This is a genomic window from Sciscionella sediminilitoris, from assembly GCF_000737195.2.
GTDB lineage: Bacteria > Actinomycetota > Actinomycetes > Mycobacteriales > Pseudonocardiaceae > Sciscionella > Sciscionella sediminilitoris.
Window position 1 is genome coordinate 10,800 of the sequence record NZ_JALM01000133.1, and the last position, 15,571, is coordinate 26,370.

17 protein-coding genes are annotated in these 15,571 nt (G+C 66.3%); 8 read left to right on the plus strand and 9 right to left on the minus strand.

The annotated features are described in order from the left end of the window. Window positions 1–15: 15 nt before the first annotated feature. From AD72_RS36170 to AD72_RS32975, 4 genes are read right to left on the minus strand one after another with little or no spacing between them, the layout of a single operon-like run. On the minus strand, window positions 16–507 hold the full coding sequence (locus AD72_RS36170) for a PaaI family thioesterase (RefSeq protein WP_231645109.1): 492 nt from the start codon (window positions 505–507) through the stop codon (window positions 16–18). Further along, a complete protein-coding gene (locus AD72_RS32965) occupies window positions 500–1,516 on the minus strand; it encodes an Ldh family oxidoreductase (protein WP_231645110.1) in 1,017 nt (338 codons plus the stop codon). The genes AD72_RS36170 and AD72_RS32965 overlap by 8 nt, the downstream gene beginning before the upstream one ends. Then, on the minus strand, window positions 1,513–2,823 hold the full coding sequence (locus tag AD72_RS32970) for an MFS transporter (RefSeq protein ID WP_031470566.1): 1,311 nt from the start codon (window positions 2,821–2,823) through the stop codon (window positions 1,513–1,515). Before AD72_RS32970 ends, AD72_RS32965 begins: the two co-directional genes overlap by 4 nt. A gap of 40 nt (window positions 2,824–2,863) precedes the next feature. Then, window positions 2,864–3,379, minus strand: a complete 516-nt coding sequence (locus tag AD72_RS32975; RefSeq protein ID WP_031470567.1) for a flavin reductase family protein — start codon at window positions 3,377–3,379, stop codon at window positions 2,864–2,866. Between the two features lie 82 nt (window positions 3,380–3,461). On the opposite strand from AD72_RS32975, the gene AD72_RS32980 reads away from it, so the two are divergent. Together AD72_RS32980 and AD72_RS32985 are read left to right on the plus strand one after the other, a co-directional pair. After that, window positions 3,462–4,001 carry a MarR family winged helix-turn-helix transcriptional regulator gene (locus AD72_RS32980; RefSeq protein WP_031470568.1) on the plus strand — a complete coding sequence of 180 codons (540 nt, stop codon included), beginning with the start codon at window positions 3,462–3,464 and terminating at the stop codon, window positions 3,999–4,001. A 19-nt stretch (window positions 4,002–4,020) separates the two neighbouring features. Further along, window positions 4,021–5,244: a bifunctional 3,4-dihydroxy-2-butanone-4-phosphate synthase/GTP cyclohydrolase II gene (locus AD72_RS32985; protein WP_031470569.1), complete on the plus strand. Its 1,224-nt coding sequence runs from the start codon at window positions 4,021–4,023 to the stop codon at window positions 5,242–5,244. Between the two features lie 213 nt (window positions 5,245–5,457). On the opposite strand, the gene AD72_RS38290 is transcribed toward AD72_RS32985, so the two are convergent. Continuing rightward, window positions 5,458–5,760, minus strand: coding sequence for an Imm1 family immunity protein (locus AD72_RS38290; protein WP_425480796.1), 303 nt, complete (start codon window positions 5,758–5,760; stop codon window positions 5,458–5,460). Here AD72_RS38290 and AD72_RS32990 point away from each other — a divergent pair. Further along, window positions 5,672–6,886, plus strand: a complete 1,215-nt coding sequence (locus tag AD72_RS32990; protein WP_231645112.1) for a hypothetical protein — start codon at window positions 5,672–5,674, stop codon at window positions 6,884–6,886. The genes AD72_RS38290 and AD72_RS32990 overlap by 89 nt on opposite strands. Window positions 6,887–6,984: 98 nt before the next feature. Here the strand turns inward: AD72_RS32990 and AD72_RS36180 are convergent. The 4 genes from AD72_RS36180 to AD72_RS33010 form a co-directional block, all read right to left on the minus strand. Beyond that, a protein-coding gene (locus tag AD72_RS36180) for an IS5 family transposase (RefSeq protein WP_156365494.1) occupies window positions 6,985–7,784 on the minus strand; the annotation gives its coding sequence in 2 pieces (ribosomal slippage) (window positions 6,985–7,463 and window positions 7,463–7,784; 801 coding nt in all). Between the two features lie 488 nt (window positions 7,785–8,272). Then, a complete protein-coding gene (locus AD72_RS33000; protein ID WP_031470573.1) occupies window positions 8,273–9,799 on the minus strand; it encodes a long-chain-fatty-acid--CoA ligase in 1,527 nt (508 codons plus the stop codon). Window positions 9,800–9,834: 35 nt separating this feature from the next. Next, on the minus strand, window positions 9,835–10,734 hold the full coding sequence (locus tag AD72_RS33005) for a TIGR03620 family F420-dependent LLM class oxidoreductase (RefSeq protein ID WP_037348195.1): 900 nt from the start codon (window positions 10,732–10,734) through the stop codon (window positions 9,835–9,837). A gap of 90 nt (window positions 10,735–10,824) precedes the next feature. Next, the gene (locus AD72_RS33010; protein ID WP_031470575.1) at window positions 10,825–11,556 is read right to left on the minus strand and encodes an IclR family transcriptional regulator; all 732 of its coding nucleotides are present in this window, start codon (window positions 11,554–11,556) and stop codon (window positions 10,825–10,827) included. Between the two features lie 108 nt (window positions 11,557–11,664). Here AD72_RS33010 and AD72_RS33015 point away from each other — a divergent pair, with 108 nt between their 5' ends. The 5 genes from AD72_RS33015 to AD72_RS33035 are packed head-to-tail and all read left to right on the plus strand — an operon-like array spanning window position 11,665 to window position 15,555. Beyond that, window positions 11,665–12,522, plus strand: coding sequence for an isocitrate lyase/PEP mutase family protein (locus AD72_RS33015; RefSeq protein ID WP_031470576.1), 858 nt, complete (start codon window positions 11,665–11,667; stop codon window positions 12,520–12,522). Window position 12,523: 1 nt separating this feature from the next. Continuing rightward, complete coding sequence (locus tag AD72_RS33020; RefSeq protein ID WP_031470577.1) at window positions 12,524–13,771, plus strand: 3-isopropylmalate dehydratase large subunit; 1,248 nt, start codon at window positions 12,524–12,526, stop codon at window positions 13,769–13,771. Beyond that, window positions 13,768–14,280, plus strand: a complete 513-nt coding sequence (locus AD72_RS33025; protein ID WP_031470578.1) for a LeuD/DmdB family oxidoreductase small subunit — start codon at window positions 13,768–13,770, stop codon at window positions 14,278–14,280. The genes AD72_RS33020 and AD72_RS33025 overlap by 4 nt, the downstream gene beginning before the upstream one ends. Before the next feature lie 20 nt (window positions 14,281–14,300). Then, a complete protein-coding gene (locus AD72_RS33030; protein ID WP_197285151.1) occupies window positions 14,301–14,762 on the plus strand; it encodes a cupin domain-containing protein in 462 nt (153 codons plus the stop codon). A gap of 34 nt (window positions 14,763–14,796) precedes the next feature. Then, a complete protein-coding gene (locus AD72_RS33035; protein ID WP_031470580.1) occupies window positions 14,797–15,555 on the plus strand; it encodes a maleate cis-trans isomerase family protein in 759 nt (252 codons plus the stop codon). The last annotated feature ends 16 nt before the right edge of the window (window positions 15,556–15,571 follow it).

Genomic DNA, 15,571 nt, shown 5'->3' on the forward strand with positions numbered 1-15,571 from the left:
CTCTCTGTGTGGGATTCATTGCGGGTACGGGGTTGTTGGGCAAGCCAGTTCTCGTGCCGGGCGAAGTGGTCCGGGCGGCGAGTGCGCAGTTCGGCACGGGCAGTGGCCAGTTCCGGCCCGCTGGCTAGTGCCATCCAGGCGGAGACCTGCCACCCGTGGCCGGCATGGCCATCGATCCGAGCTGCGACTGTCAGTAGCCGTTCGACGGGCGACCGGGCGGAGATAGGAGACCGCCAGAGATTTGGTGACCAACCGCGACTCCCGGCGCAGTGCGGCTGCGGTCAGCACGTCATCGAACACCGCGGCAATCCAGCCGCCGTGCGCCACACCGGGCCCGCCCTGCCAGGACCGTGCGCAGCTCACCTCAGCTCGAACAACGTCGTCATGCACATCGGCGATCCCGACGCCGAGTCGGCAGACATCGTCGCCAGCGCATCCACCGCACAGCAGCCGACCCGACGGGGAGGGCTCGATCGCGAAGGTGTCGGGAGCGAATGATTCAGCCATGTGCTCCTCCGCGCGAGGTGTGCCCGGCCTCCCGGCGCAGAGCTGTGACCACCGTTTCGGGCACCTCGATCGTGCCCCGCCGGAGCGCCTCCTCGCGGCAGGCAACCGAGCGGTCGAACGGCACGCGGACAGCACCACCGCCTTCGACAGGGCGGGTTTCCCGGATCGACTCGGCGAATGCAGCGACCCTTCGGCGGTAGTCCGCTGAGTCGGTCAGCACACGCGGATCGACGAGCACGATGAAGAGCCCGCAGTCCGACACGCCTGGCGGTTCGGCGGCCGCGCCGGTCATCATGCCGAGCAGCTGGACGATCATGGCCAATCCGGAGCCCTTATGCCCGCCCCACACGCTGAACGCGCCTTCCAGGGCGGCGGCCGGGTCGAGCGTCGGAAAGCCGGTGCCGTCGTAAGCCTGGCCCGGTTCCAGGTCCGCGCCGAGCCGGGCCTTGAGCATGACCTCGCCGTACATGACCGCGGAGGTTCCGATGTCCCAGATGAACGGCGCCGGGGTAGACGGGAATCCGAACGCGATCGGGTTCGTGCCGAATCGGCCTTCAGTACCCCCGTGGGGTGCGACCACCGCAGGCCCGCTTCCGGCGATCATTCCCGCGAGCCCGGCTTGTGTGGCCTTTTCCAGATAGTAGGAGAACATGCCGGTGTACCAGGTGTTTCGGGCGCCGACGACCGAGATGCCATGTTCGCGTGCCTTTCCTATAGCCAGTTCCAGCGCACGCATGCCGACGACGTAGCCGACCTGGTCGCCGCCGTCGAGATTTGCCGACACCGCGGTCTCGGCAACGACGCGGATGGGCCCCGGTGACTCCTGTGCGGCTCGGATGCGCTCGACGATGGCCAGGCCACGGGCGAGACCACCGAACGGCAGCCCGCGCAGTTCGCAGTCGAGGAGGTGATCGGCGATGATCTCGGCTTCCTTCGCAGCGTGCCCAGCTCTGGTCATCGTCGTGGTGGCGAGCGCGCGGGCATCGGAGAGCGTCAAGGTGGTCATCATGGGGCCTCCGTCGACAAGGGAGTGATCTGGGGCGACGATGTCGGCTCCAGAGCGGAGCGGCGAGCGAGGGCCAGGGCGGCGACCGCGCTGACCGCGGCGGCGGCCATCAGCAGGTAGGCGGGTGCGCGGTTGTCGCCGGTGACCTCGACCAGCGCCTGGCTGACGAAGACCGCCGAACCGCCCAGCACCGCCGCAGCGACGTTGTAGGAAATGCCGATGACGCTGCCTCGCGTCCGCACCGGCACGAGCTGGACGAAGGTGATCGCTGCGATGCCCGAGTAGAACGCCGGACCCGCCGACAGCAGCACCACGCAACAGATCACCAGCCACAATGACGGGGCGGTCGAGAGCACGGCGAACAACGGATACGTGAGTACGAGCACGGCAATCGAGGTCGCCAGGAGCACCTTCGGGCGGCCCTTCCAGTCGGAGACGCGGCCACCGGCGCCCACCAGGAACACACCAACCACCAAGGCGAAACCGATCACGACCGTGGCAGTGAAGGGCGACAGGTGCAGTTGAATGAGGTAACTCTGTACGTAGGTGTAGACCATGTAGACGCCGACGATGTGCAGGACGGACACCCCCACGAGGAGACACACCCGCGGCCACTGGTTGACCTTGGTCTCCATCTCGGACAAACGGCTTCGTGCCGCGACAAACTCCGGGGTTTCACCGAGGCGGCTGCGCAGGTAGAGGCCGATCGCCCCGATGGGCAGCGCGAGCAGGAACGGCAGCCGCCAACCCCAGGCGAGCATCTCTTGCGGGGTCAGTGCGGCGCTCAGCGACAGCACCATCACGGCACCGATGAGAAACCCGGCAAGACTGCCGGCCTGCACACGGCTCGACAATGCCCCACGCCGGTGCGGCGGGGCAAACTCGGCGACGTAGATGATGGCTGTCGTGTATTCGACGCCGCCCGACAGGCCCTGAACGAACCGCAACAACACCAGCATGATCGGCGCGGCGATGCCAATGCTGTTTGTCGAGGGCAGCAGGCCGATCAATGTGGTTGCTCCGGCCATCAGCAACAGCGACGCAACCAGGGCGGGCCGGCGGCCCAGCCGGTCGGCCAGCGGCCCGAAGACCAGCGCGCCCGCCGGGCGAGCGAGAAACGCCGAACCGAACACCGCGAACGCCGAGAGCAGGGCCGCGCCGGGGCTGGCGGACGGGAAGAAGACCTTGGCTAGCACGGTAGCAAGGAACCCGTATACGGCGTAGTCGTAGGTTTCCACCGTATTGCCGATCGCGGCCGCGAGAGTCGTGCGTCTCAGCGTCCGGGCCGGAACTTCCGCTGTGGTGGTCATGCCACACCTCTCCGTTGAGGTTGCCGGGATGTTGTTGCGATCAGGCGGACACGAGGTGCCCGTACTGGCTTCGGAAGAACAGCAGCGGTGACGCTGCGGTATCGGCGTCCAGATCGTCGACGCGGCCGACGACGATCTGGTGGTCACCGGCGTCGTGCACGACCTCGATCGTGCAGCCGATCCAGGCCACCACGCCCTCGATGACCGGATCTCCGTGCGGCCCCGTCTGCCAGGCCACATCGGCGAACTTGTCACCCCCCGACGCCGACAGCGCACGGCAGACCCGCTCCTGGTCGGCGGCGAGCACGTTCACGCAGAAGGTGCCGCGCTCGGCGATGACCGGAAACGTCGACGACGACTTGCCGGGCAGGAAGGCCACGAGCGGCGGGGCGAGCGAGACCGACGTGAACGACGAGACGGCCATGCCTACCGGCCTGCCCTTCGAGTCCAGCGAGGTGATCGCGGCGACACCGCTAGGAAAGTGCCCGAGAACGGACCGGAACCGTGCGGAGTCGAGACCCGGCCGCGTGGGGCAAGAGAACCGAGTTGTAAGCATGCTTAGATAATATAAGCGTGCGATCGGATATTGCAAGCATGCTGACGTGACGGCAGTCTGCGGCCGCCCATATGCTGGTCACATGACAGAGCCACTGCCCTACATCGATCCGTTCGACGACGGCCGCTCGCCGACTCGTGCGACTACCGACATGGATGAGGCGTCGTCGCTGATCGATGCGGCATTCCGACTCGAGCGAGCTGTCACGAGGATCGGCAACACCCGGTTGCGGCCGTGGAAGCTGACGCTGTCGAGCTACACCGCGCTGCGAATCGTGGCCAATCGACCCCACCTCACCCTCGCCCAGCTCGCACGACGTTGCTACGTGCGGTCGCAGACTATGACCCGGATCGTCACCGAGCTCGAGAACCGAGGCTTCGTGGCGCGCAGTGCTCACCCGGAGAGCGAACGGGCGCTCTCGCTCCAGGTCACCGAGGCGGGCCTGGCCGCGCTGGAGGAGATGAGCAGCGAGGTGGGCAAGATCAGCGACACGCTCAACGCAGTCCTCAGCCCGAATGACATCGCGACGGCCGACCAACACCTGCGCCAGGCCGCTCTCGTCGTCGAGAACGAACTTCGAGAAGTGGCCCGGGTAGGAAATAAGCATGCGAACATAAAGTAACCATGCTTATAGTGTCCTCATGGAGGAAGACCGAGTAGCCCAGGCACTGGCCGCCCTTCGCGACGGCTGGCCGGCGCTGGTGACCGATGCCCGCGACCGCGAGGACGAAGGCGACGTCGTGCTCGCCGCACATGCCGTCACGCCGGACTGGGTGGCCTGGACCGTCCGGCACACGTCCGGCCTGCTGTGTGCTCCGATGACGCCGCGCCGTGCCGCCGACCTGCGGCTCCCGCTCATGGTGGAGCACAACGAAGACACGCGGGGAACCGCCTACACGGTCACGGTGGACGCAAGAACCGGCGTGACCACCGGCATCAGCGCTGCCGACCGTGCACGCACACTGCGCGCACTCGCGGATTCTTCGGCCACCGCCGCAGATTTCGTTCGCCCTGGGCACATCCTGCCGTTGCGCGCGCGAGCCGGCGGAGTGCTGGAGCGCCCGGGGCATACCGAAGCCGCCGTCGATCTGTGCCGGCTCGCCGGCTTGGCGCCCGTCGCTGCCATCGCGGAGCTGGTGGACGACGACGGGTCGATGCTGCGAGGACCCGGAGTCGAAGCGCTCGGACGCCGCTTCGACCTGCCGACGCTGACGATCGCCGAGTTGATCTCCTACCGCCAGCGGCACCCGCTCCCGGTCGCCGAACAACCGCGCGTGGTTCGGACAGCGGAGACGGAATTGCCAACGGAGTACGGCCAGTTCCGGGCACTGGGCTATCTCGATCTGCAGACCGGCGCCGAACATGTCGCACTCGTCCGCGGCGAGCTCCAGGACCCGGCCACGACGCGGGTGCACTCCGAATGCCTCACCGGGGAATCCCTCCACTCCCAGCGCTGCGACTGCGGCCCTCAACTCCACGACGCGCTGCGCCGGATTGGCCAGGAGGGTGGTGTGCTGGTGTACCTGCGCGGACACGAAGGCCGCGCGATCGGATTGCAGAAGAAGCTGACCGCCTACGAGTTGCAAGACACCGGTCTGGACACTGTGGATGCGAACCTCCACCTCGGCGAACCGGCCGATGCGCGTGAGTACGGCGCCGCCGCAGCGATACTCCACGACCTCGGTGTGGCGAACGTTCAGCTGCTGACAAACAACCCAGTCAAGGTCGAGGCTATAGAGGCTAGCGGCGTCGCCGTTGTGGACCGTCTACCCCTCACAGTCGGCGCCGCTCCAACGAACCTTCACTACCTGGCCACCAAACAACACCGAATGGGCCACCTGCTCGACCAACGCGAGATTTCCTGAATCGCAAGGTCAGCGGCGATTAGGGTCGTGGCTGTCCGTTCGGCTCCCAGCGGCCAGGGTGTCGCCCGGGACCGACAGGACCCGCCAGACGTCAAGTCCGCCGCACCGGGCGGCATACTGCTCAGCCGTTACCCGGTCACCGAACCGCACCTCTTGCGACCGTGTGGTGTGCACGATTTTGACCGCCACGAAGCCTCCCCGTCCGCTGGCAATTCACTCGAACCGCGATGTTCGCACTTCTGTTCGATCGACGCTCGGCGGCGCCCACTTCGCGAAGGGATCACGGGGGGCGGAGTCGCGTGCGGGTTGCCAGCCCAACGTGAGGGGACGCGTGGCAGTCTGCAGGAACTCCACCAGCGCCTCAACAAGCGAGTCGGTAGGGACCTCGCAGTGTGGGGGGAAACTCGTCGGTTTCGTAGATGACTGGTTGCTCGAGGCCGTCTCCGTGGCTGTAGAGGTGGACCGGCTCGGCACCGTGGCCGTCGTTGCCCTGCTACGACAGCGCTCCGCGGTCACCGTGGACGCCGATGATCACGGAGTGGTCCGGCACGGTCAGAAACGCCTCGGGATCGTCCTCTGGAGGAAAGGGAATCCCATTGGGCCGATCGCCACAGTGCACTGGCGGCTCGACGAGCGCGGCCGGTATGTGGCTGACGAGACCCGCAAGCCACTCCAACAAGCGCAGTTCCCGGAATCCCCGGACCATCCAGGCGTACTCGGCGAACTCTGCGAAACCTTGCTAACGATGGCCGACGGAGCCACGGGCGCACTACTGATGACGCTCGGAATGATGCCTTGCAAGAACGTCCAGACCAGCGCGGTGCAGCCGGCGGCCAAACAGTCACAGCGACACCAACGCCGCCACGGCCAGCCGCTGACGCGGTATCACGTTCTCGACGTCCAACCGATGACGCGCTCGCTCGACAAGGAGGGCCACGCCAAGCGAGACGGCATCGGAGCAGCCTTCCACCGTTGCCGCGGCCACTTCAAGACGTTCCACCCTGACGCTCCCTTGTTCGGCAAGCTCACCGGCCAGTACTGGTGGAACGCTCACGAGCGAGGCGACCGCCGGAACGGGACCACGAAGGCGTCCTATCGCGTGCATCCGCCCACCGAGGACAACGTGGGCGTAGTCTACGAAGGCAAGCTTGCCGACCTGCTACCGGCGAACGGTGCTGCAGAAGGGACTGCCAGCCCACCACGGCACGCGCAAGCGGCCCACGACGCCGTTCAAGACCAGCTCGCCGCTGCGCTCGAAGAAGCCGGACTTGTGCCGCTGCGGCCAGCAGCACACGAGCCCCAGTACGACCTTGCCTGGCAGCACTGCAACGAGTTGTGGATCGCCGAGGTCAAGAGCACCAACGCTAGCAACGAGGTGCGTCAAGTTCGCGCAGCGATCGGCCAAGTGCTGCACTACCGCAGCGAACTCGCCACCGCCGGACGAACGGTTCGTACGGTGATTGCAACCGAGCACCCCGTAAACGACCAAGCGCTCATCGAAGCCTGCCGCATGACCGACATCGCCCTCACCTGCCCGGCCGAATTCGACCAACTCATCTGCGCCCAAGTTAGCCGAGCACGAAACACGGTAGGCGACCACGGCCTCGGCAGAGCTCCGATGGACGCGGAGCACCAGGGATAACCCTGCGAGACGTCAAGGGCGATTCACCCTCGACGCGATTGCGACAACTGGGGCCGACCCCTGCGTACAGGGCCGGCCCCGTTGACGGCTTAGAGCTCCTAACGCATTCGGTTTGGGAGTCGTCGCCAGGTGATGAGGCTGCAGGCGAGCGCGAGGAACCCGTGGTGGATGTCGGTGCGGCGTTCCCAGCGTTCGGCCAGGCGGCGGAACTGGTGCAGTAGTGCGAGGGTTTGCTCCACGACCCAGCGCACGGGTTGGTTGTTGTCACGGGTGCCTCGGCGGCTGATCAGCGGTCGAATCCGGCGCTGTCGCAACAGGTCTCGGTACTTGTCGTGGTCGTAGCCTCGGTCGGCCACCACGGCCTCGGGTGTGCGGCGTGGCCGGCCCCGGCGCCCGCGGATGAGCGGGACGGCATCGACCAGCGGGATGAGTTGGGTGATGTCGTTGCGGTTGCCGCCGGTGAGCGTGACCGCGAGTGGGACACCGCCGCCCTCGCAGATCAGGTGGTGCTTGGAACCGGTCTTGCCTCGGTCGACCGGACTCGGTCCGGTCGCCTCGCCCCCCTTTTTGCGCGGATGTGGGAGGCGTCCACACACGCGCGTGACCAGTCGATCTCCCCGGCGGCGTTCAACTCGGCGAGTAGCTCCTGATGCAACCGGTCGAAGATCCCGAGCTCCTGCCAGTCCCGAAGCCGTCGCCAGCACGTCATCCCGGAACCAAACCCCAGCTCCTGAGGCAGGTCCTCCCACCCGATCCCGGTGAACAACACGAACAGGATCCCCTGCAACACCTGCCGATCCGGCAACGGCTTCGGCCCCGTCCGACTCGCCGGACGCACCGGCAACAACGGCCCTATCCGGGCCCACAACTCGTCCGACACGACCCACGGCGCAGCCACACCAAGATCATCTCAAACCAAGATCATCAACCTGTTAGGGGCCTAATCCCCATGCCTGGCTTCCTTTCGCCGTGTGCTCCTCGATACCCTCATGAGGTGAGGGGCGACTCCCTTGTCTGCCACCCACGCGGTCGGCGTCGTGGACACCGTTCAGGAACGCCGCGTACGGCAGGCTGTATCGTCGGCCCACCCCGAACATGGTGCCGTGCCCTCCAGCCGGGTCGAGCCCGTCGACGGCGGCGCGCACGGCGGGGGCTGCTCTCGGCTCGCGCGGCCGCGAACGCCGCGATCCCGATGTGATCGAGAAATAGGCCACGCAGGCGGGGCCTGAGTGCATCCGCTGCGCGGCCCACGTCGGTCCCGACGGCGAGCCGTGCGAGCGCCGTCGTGGCGGATGAGGTGGGCGGGCTGGCAGGGCAGGTGGTCATGGGACGGCCTCTCCTTCGAGTTCGAGTCCGATTAGGACGGTGTCGGAGTCCAGTTGGCTGTCAGATCTCCCGCTTGAGGATCTTGCCGGTCGCGGTCATCGGCAGGGTGTCGCGGAATTCGACGATGCGGGGGTACTTGTAGGCCGCGAGCCGCTCCTTGGCCCAGGCCACGATGTCCTCCTCCGTAACGTCGTCGTGGTCCTTGTGCTTGACGACGACGGCTTTGATCTCTTCTCCGTGGGAGGGGTGTGGGATGCCGATGACCGCGACAAGTGCGACCGCGGGGTGCGTGATCAGAGCCTCTTCGAGCTCGCGGGGGTAGACGTTGTAGCCGCCGCGGATGATGAGGTCTTTTGCCCGGTCGACGATGTAGTAGAAGCCGTCATTGTCTTTCGTGGCGAGGTCACCGGAGCGGAACCAGCCGTCGCGGATGGCTTCGGCGGTGGCTTCGGGGCGTTTGTAGTAGCCCTTCATGACGTTGTGGCCCTTGATCGCAATCTCGCCGACGGCTTCCGGATCCTGGGGCAGGTTCGTCCAGTCGTCGTTGATCAGTTTCATCTCGATTCCGGGCAGCGGCCTGCCGATCGAGCCGACTCGAGGTTGCTCGCCGGCGGTGGAGAACGACGCTAGTGGCGAGGTTTCGGAGAGTCCGTAGCCTTCGAGGATCGTCACGCCGAATCGTTCGCGGAATTCCTTGTGGATTTCGCCGGGCAACGCCGCGCCGCCCGATGCGGCCACGCGCAGAGTGTCCGCGACGGTGTCGATGTTCGGGGTGTCGTCGAGGGCGCGGAGCAGTCCCCAGTACATGGTGGGCACACCGGCGAAAAACGTCACCTTGTGCTCGAGCATCAGGTCGAGTGCGGTCGTGGCGTCGAAGCGCGGCTGCATGACAATCGTACCGCCGAACGCGATTGCGGTGTTCTGGATGGCGGTTTGCCCGAAGGAGTGGAACAACGGGAGCACACACAGAAACGTGTCTGGGTCCTCGGTGCTGACACCGAAGATGTGCTTGGTGGCGAGCGCGTTGTCACGGAGGTTGCGGTGGCGCAGCTCGGCGCCTTTGGGATGGCCGGTGGTGCCTGAGGTGTAGAGGATGACGGCCGTGTCGTCGTCATCGGTGTCGACTGTGTCGAAGGAGTGCGGCTGGTCAGCGGCCCAGGGCAGCGCGGTGCCGGGTGAGGCTCCGAGGGAAAGGAATAGCTCACAGCCCGGGGTTTCCTCGAACGCGGTGCGCGCGGCCGTGCCGAGCGGAAGGTCGGGGCTGCCGTCGAAGGCGACGTAGGCCTTGGCGTCGGAGTCAGCGAGATGGTAGGCGATTTCGCGGGCCTTGAGCAGGATGTTCAGCGGTACCACGGTGGCGCCGACCTTGAGGATTCCATAGTAGACGATCGAGAAACATGGCAGGTTCGGGCAGGACAGCGCAACCTTGTCGCCGGGGCGAATGCCGCGCGCGGCCAGCAGATTGGCCACCTGGTTCGCCGATTCGTCCAGCTCGGTGTAGGTGAGTCGGAGATCTGCGGAGACGATGGCGGTGCGAGCGGGGTATTTCGTACTCGTGTTTTCGAGAAGGTCAGCGAGGTTGGCCACAGGAGATCACCAATCTGTGCGGGTGGTCGGGTTGGTCAGGCGGACGTGCGAAGGGACTGTGCCAGCAGCTTGAGTTGTGCGACGCCGCCGTCGGGTTCGTCGATGAGCGGGTGCGCCGCGACTTGGGTGGCTCCGGCGTCGAGGTGGGCGCGCATCCGGCGCATAACGGTGTCCTCGTCGGCGATTACGACCAGGGAATCGATCAGTTTCTGGCTGCCGCCGCCTTCAAAGTCGTTGTCGGTGAAGCCCAGTGCGCGGAAGTGGTTGACGTAGTTGGGCAGCGTGAGCCGTGAGGCCACGAACGCGTGCGCCTTCTGGTACGTCCGTGCGTCCGGTGTACCGATGATGAAAGCCTGGTGGGGTACCAGTAGCGGCCCTCCGCCGAGGCGTTTTCGTGCGTCGGCGGTGTGTTCAGGAGGGGCGCAGAAGCTGTGAATGCCATCGGCGCGTTCGCGGGCCAGCTCCTGCATTTTGGGGCGCAGCGCGGCCAGGACGACCGGGACACGCCGCTCGTGCTGCGGCTGGAACGGTCCGGCCGAGTCGAGCGAATCCAGGTAGTCCCGCATGAAGGTCAATGGCCTTGAGTACGCCTGCCCGCGGTCGGCTACCCGGGTCGCGTGGCTGGTGCCGAGCCCGAGTACGAACCGCCCCGGGTAGGCGTCGTTCAAGGTGTGCGCGGCGGCGGCGGTGGCGGTTGCGTCTCGAGCCCAGATGTTCGCGATGCCGCTGGCTACGGCGAGCTTCTCGGTCGCGGCGAGTAGAACTCCCGCCTGGGTGAACACTTCATTGCTCGTAGGTGTTTCGGGGATCCACAAAGTCCCGTATCCCATCGCCTCGACCTGTCGAGCGATGGCGCGGCACGCGGCCGAGGGCTGTCCCCGCAAGGTGAGCCAAGCAGCCAGCGGAGACTGCGAGACGGAGGGCACTTCGCGCATACAAGTTCCTCAGCTTCGAATAGTTCCAGAATGGGAAACTAGTAGTTTCAATTTCTGAATCAGAGTAAAGTGAAGCCGAGGTTTCGTCTACTACTTGATCGCCGCGGTGCGCTCGGCCAGCGTGGCGAGGAACCGGGGGGCGAAGTCGAGCATCTTCTGCTTGGTCCACCGGCTCCCGGGACCGGACACCGAAACGGACATCTCGGTGCCGGGTAGGGGTGCGGCGAGGCCGTGCAGGCCGGGATGGTTCGCCTCGAACGACAGGACGAAGCCGTCCTGGCGTATCTGCCTGATCTCCTGGCGTACGCGTTCCACGTCGTCGACGGGTTTGTTCGCGAGCAACTGGTCGACCAGGTCATCGGCGAGGCTCACCAGGATTGCGAGGCCGGAGCTGCCGCGCGTGACCGGTGTCAGTTCTCCGATGGTCAGCACCCGTCGCAGGGGATGCAGGGTGCTTTCCGCCCCGAGAATCAACATGGCCTGGTCGCCGATGCGGCGGTGCAGGGTGCACGTTTCTCCAGCTTCTGACGCGATTTGCTGCAGCATCGGCAGGTAGGCGGTGTGTGTGTCGAAGTTGGGCAGTGCCGACGCGGCAAGGGCGAACAGTTTGCTGCCGCCGAGGTAGCCGCCGCCTTTGGCATGGTCGATATAGGACTCGTCCTGCAGGACTCGCAGCAGCCGGTAGACCATGCTCTTGCTGTACCCGGTCCGGCGGATCAGCTCGTCGAGCATGACCGGATCGCTTGAAGCGCCGACGATTTCCAGTACCCGCAGGGCGCGGCGAGCGGTGTCGGCTCCTTCGGCGCGAGGCGTTTCCGGCATGTCATTCCCTTTCGTCAGCCCGTGGAGACGTCGCTGTTGACACGGTGCCCCACGCTACGTACGCTCAGTTTCTCATAGTGAATCCGATAGTTCTAGATTGTGACACTAATGCATGAAGGACCAGGCGCTCGGCTCAGGGCGCTGCTTGCTTCCGGCGAGGTGCTGGTTGCCCCCGGCGTCTACGACGGCATCTCGGCGAATCTCGTGCGCCGCATGGGGTTCACCGGCGCATACCTGACCGGGGCGGGGGTGGCGGCGTCGGGGTTCGGCCTGCCGGATATCGGTCTGGCCACCGCCTCGGAGATGGCGGAGCGGGCGGCCATGGCGGCCGGCGTGCTCGAGGACGTGCCCCTGATCGCCGACGCGGACACCGGCTACGGCGCGCCGTTGAACGTCACCCGGACGGTGCGGGCATACGAGCGGGCCGGGGTGGCCGCGATCCAGCTGGAAGACCAAGCATTTCCCAAGCGCTGTGGCCATCTCCCGGACAAGGAACTGGTGGGGGAGAAGGAGTTTCTGGACAAGCTGGGTGCGGCACTCGACGCTCGCGACGATGCCCTCGTCGTCGCCCGGACCGACGCGCGTGCCGTGCTCGGCCTCGACGCGGCGATCGACCGGGCTAACTCCTACGCGGACGCCGGCGCCGACATCGTCTTCGTCGAGGCGCCGAGAACCACCGAGGAGATCGAGCGGATCGCCAAGGAGATCAAGGCGCCCAAGCTGATCAACCTCGTCCAGACGGGGCTGACCCCCGACGAGGGTCCGCAGCGACTCCAGGAGTTGGGTTTCGCCATCGCGATTCACCCGAGCGAACCGCTGTTCGCCGTGGCCAGCACGGTGATCGACTCGCTCGTGTCGCTCGGCGGCGTGCTGCCGGACCGCGAGTCGTCCGGGGTCGCCTCGTTCTTCGATCTGGTCGGGCTGCGCGAATGGTCCGCGCTTGGCGAGAAGTGGGGGAGGTCGTGACATGGGCATGACGATGATCGACAAAATCCTGGCCCGCGCCGGAGGCATCGAGCGGGTCGCCGTCGGAGAGACGGTGGTCGTCGACGTCGACCTGACGGTGCTGATCGATCTGCAGTTCGCGACCGGCTGGATCGAGCCGGTCAAGATCGCCGATCCGGACAAGCTGGCGATCGTGATGGACCATGCGGTGCCGGCACCGACGCTCCAGGACGCGGCAGGTGGTACCGCCGCGCGGCGATTCGCCGACCGGTTCGGGGTCACGCGGTTCTACGACATCGGCCGCCACGGGATCTGTCACCAGGTCATCGCGGAGAACGGGCTGGCACTGCCCGGTCAGGTGCTGGCCTGCACCGACTCCCACACCTGCGCCGCCGGGGCGTACAACACGGCTGCACGCGGACTCGGTATCGCCGAGGTCCTGTCGGTGATGTGCACCGGCAAGACCTGGTTCACGATCGCGCCGACCATCCGGTACGAGTTCTCCGGCGAGAAGCCCAGGCACGTCAGCGGGAAGGACATCTTCCTGCATATTGCCGGGACCTACGGGGATGCCACCAACCACAATCTGGAGTACGGCGGCCCCGGCCTGGCCTCGGTGCCGATGAACGACCGCCGCACGATCGCGACCCAGGGCGCGGAAATCTCCGCGGATTTCAGCATCTTCGGCGCCGACGAGACCTGCCGGGAATTCCTGGCCACGGTGACCAGCGAGCCGTTCGACCCCGTCGAGCCCGACCCCGGCGCCGAGTACGCGGCGGTCCGCGAGATCGACCTCGGCTCGCTGGTGCCGTACGTGGCCCGCCCCGGAACGGTCAGCAGCAACGCCTTCCCGATCACCGAGGTCGAGCGCCGCACGGTTGATCAGTGCTTCATCGGTTCGTGCGCGAACGGACAGCTCGACGACCTCCGGATCGCGGCCGAGGTCCTGCGTGGCAAACAGGTCGCGGACGGGGTGCGCCTGATCGTCACGCCCGCTTCCCAGGGCGTCTACCGCGACGCGATGCGCCTGGGATATCTGGGCGACATCGTCGACGCGGGCGGCGTGGTCACCAACTCGACGTGCGGCGCCTGCTTCGGCTACCACATGGGAGTCGTCGGCCCAGGCGAGGTGTGCCTCACGTCCTCCACCCGGAACTTCACCGGACGCATGGGCAGCCCGCAGGCGGAGATCTACATGGCCTCCCCGGCAACAGTGGCCGCCTCCGCGGTCGCCGGAGTCATCACCGACCCGAGGGCGGTGGCCGCGTGACCACGGAAATCGAGGGCCGCGTCTGGGTGGTTGACGACTCGGTCAACACCGACGCCATGTACCCCGGGTTCGCGATGAAGCTGAGCCACGAGGAAGCCGCGAGACACGTCTTCTACGAGCTGCGTCCCGGGTGGACCGAGCAGGTGCGCGAAGGCGACATCGTGGTCGCCGGGAACAACTTCGGCGTGGGGTCTTCCCGGCCGGTCGCCCGGTTGCTGCGCATTCTCGGCGTCCGCGCGTTGCTCGCGAACGAGTTCAACTCGCTGTTCTACCGCAACTGCATCAACTACGGCCTGCCAGCGCTCACCGTTCCCGGGGTGCGAGCGGCGTTCAACGACGGCGAACGAGCGCGGCTCGACATTGGGACCGGGCAGGTCGAAAACCTCGACACCGGTGCCCATTTCTCGGTTCCCGGACTCCCTGCGATGCTCACCGGCATTCTCGACGCCGGGGGCCTGATTCCGCGCTTGAGCCGCGACGGGTATCTGCCGTCTGGAGCATACGAATGAAACCTGACCGCTCCCGGGTCGTGACCACGGGGCTGAACGAGGACGGCCGCTCGACAGTCATTTCCGACGAGCCCGGTGTCCTACTGCTGGACGGACCGTTCGTCAAGGTGTTCAACCTGTGGGAGACCAACGACTTTCCGATCGCGATCACGGACGAGTTCGGACCGCAGCTCCACGACGGGTTCGAACCGGACTCGGGCATGCGGGTCTACCGCACTCTCATCGCTCCTGACGAGAGCTGGAACGCGGACCCGGACACCCGGGCGGAAGCGCTGAACACCGGAGCGGACTTCCACCAGACGGCCACTGTGGACATTCAGACCGTACTGTCCGGCGAGGTTCATGCCGTGCTGGAGGAACGCGAAGTCGTGCTGCGGGCGGGCGACAGCATCGTCACCAGAGGCGTTCCGCACACGTGGCGGAACCGCTCCAGCCAGGTCGCGGTCCTGCTTGCGGTGATGATCTCGGCTGCCACATCTTGACAATTTTGACTCCCTCCAAGGAAGAAGGGTGCACATGACCGACATCTACGGGTACCGGCTGAAGATCGGAGTGGTGACGCCGTCGGTGAACACCGTCGTTCAGCCCGAGTACGACGCCATACGGCCCCAGGGCGTGACCAACCACATCGCACGAATTCACGTCACGAACATCGACACCGTCGCCGACGCGGGAATCCACCAGTCGATCGCGGACATCGACGCCGGCGTCGACGGAGCCGTCGAGCGAGTGCTGACCTGCGAACCGGACCTGATCGTGCTCGGCGTATCGCTGGAGGCCATCTACGCCGATCCCGAAGCGGGGCAAGCGATCGAGGGACGGCTGCGCGCCAAGTTCGGCCAACCGGACCTTCGGCTCGTGCACGCCGGAGAATCGATCCCCGCCGCGCTGGCGGCCCACGGCGTGACCAGCGGGTCGATCGCCTTGCTCACCCCCTATGGCGACACCGCGGAACCACAGCTCACTTCGTTCATGAAGAGCTGCGGCTACGAGATCCAGGAGATCGAGCATCTGCGCGCACCCAGCCTGGTGAAGATCGCACACAACACCCCCGAGGCGATGCGTGCCAAGGCCGAAAAGCTCGCGGCGACGAAGCCGCGCGCGATCGTCCAGTTCGGCGCCAACCTCCCGTTCGCTCCCACGGCAGTGCGCCTCGAAGCTGAGTTCGGTATCCCGGTCATCCCGGTCAACACCGCAAGCTACTGGCATGCACTGCGCACCTCCGGAATCGACGACAAAATCGACGGATTTGGCGCTCTGCTCTCCGAACACTGACCTACCACCACGAGCG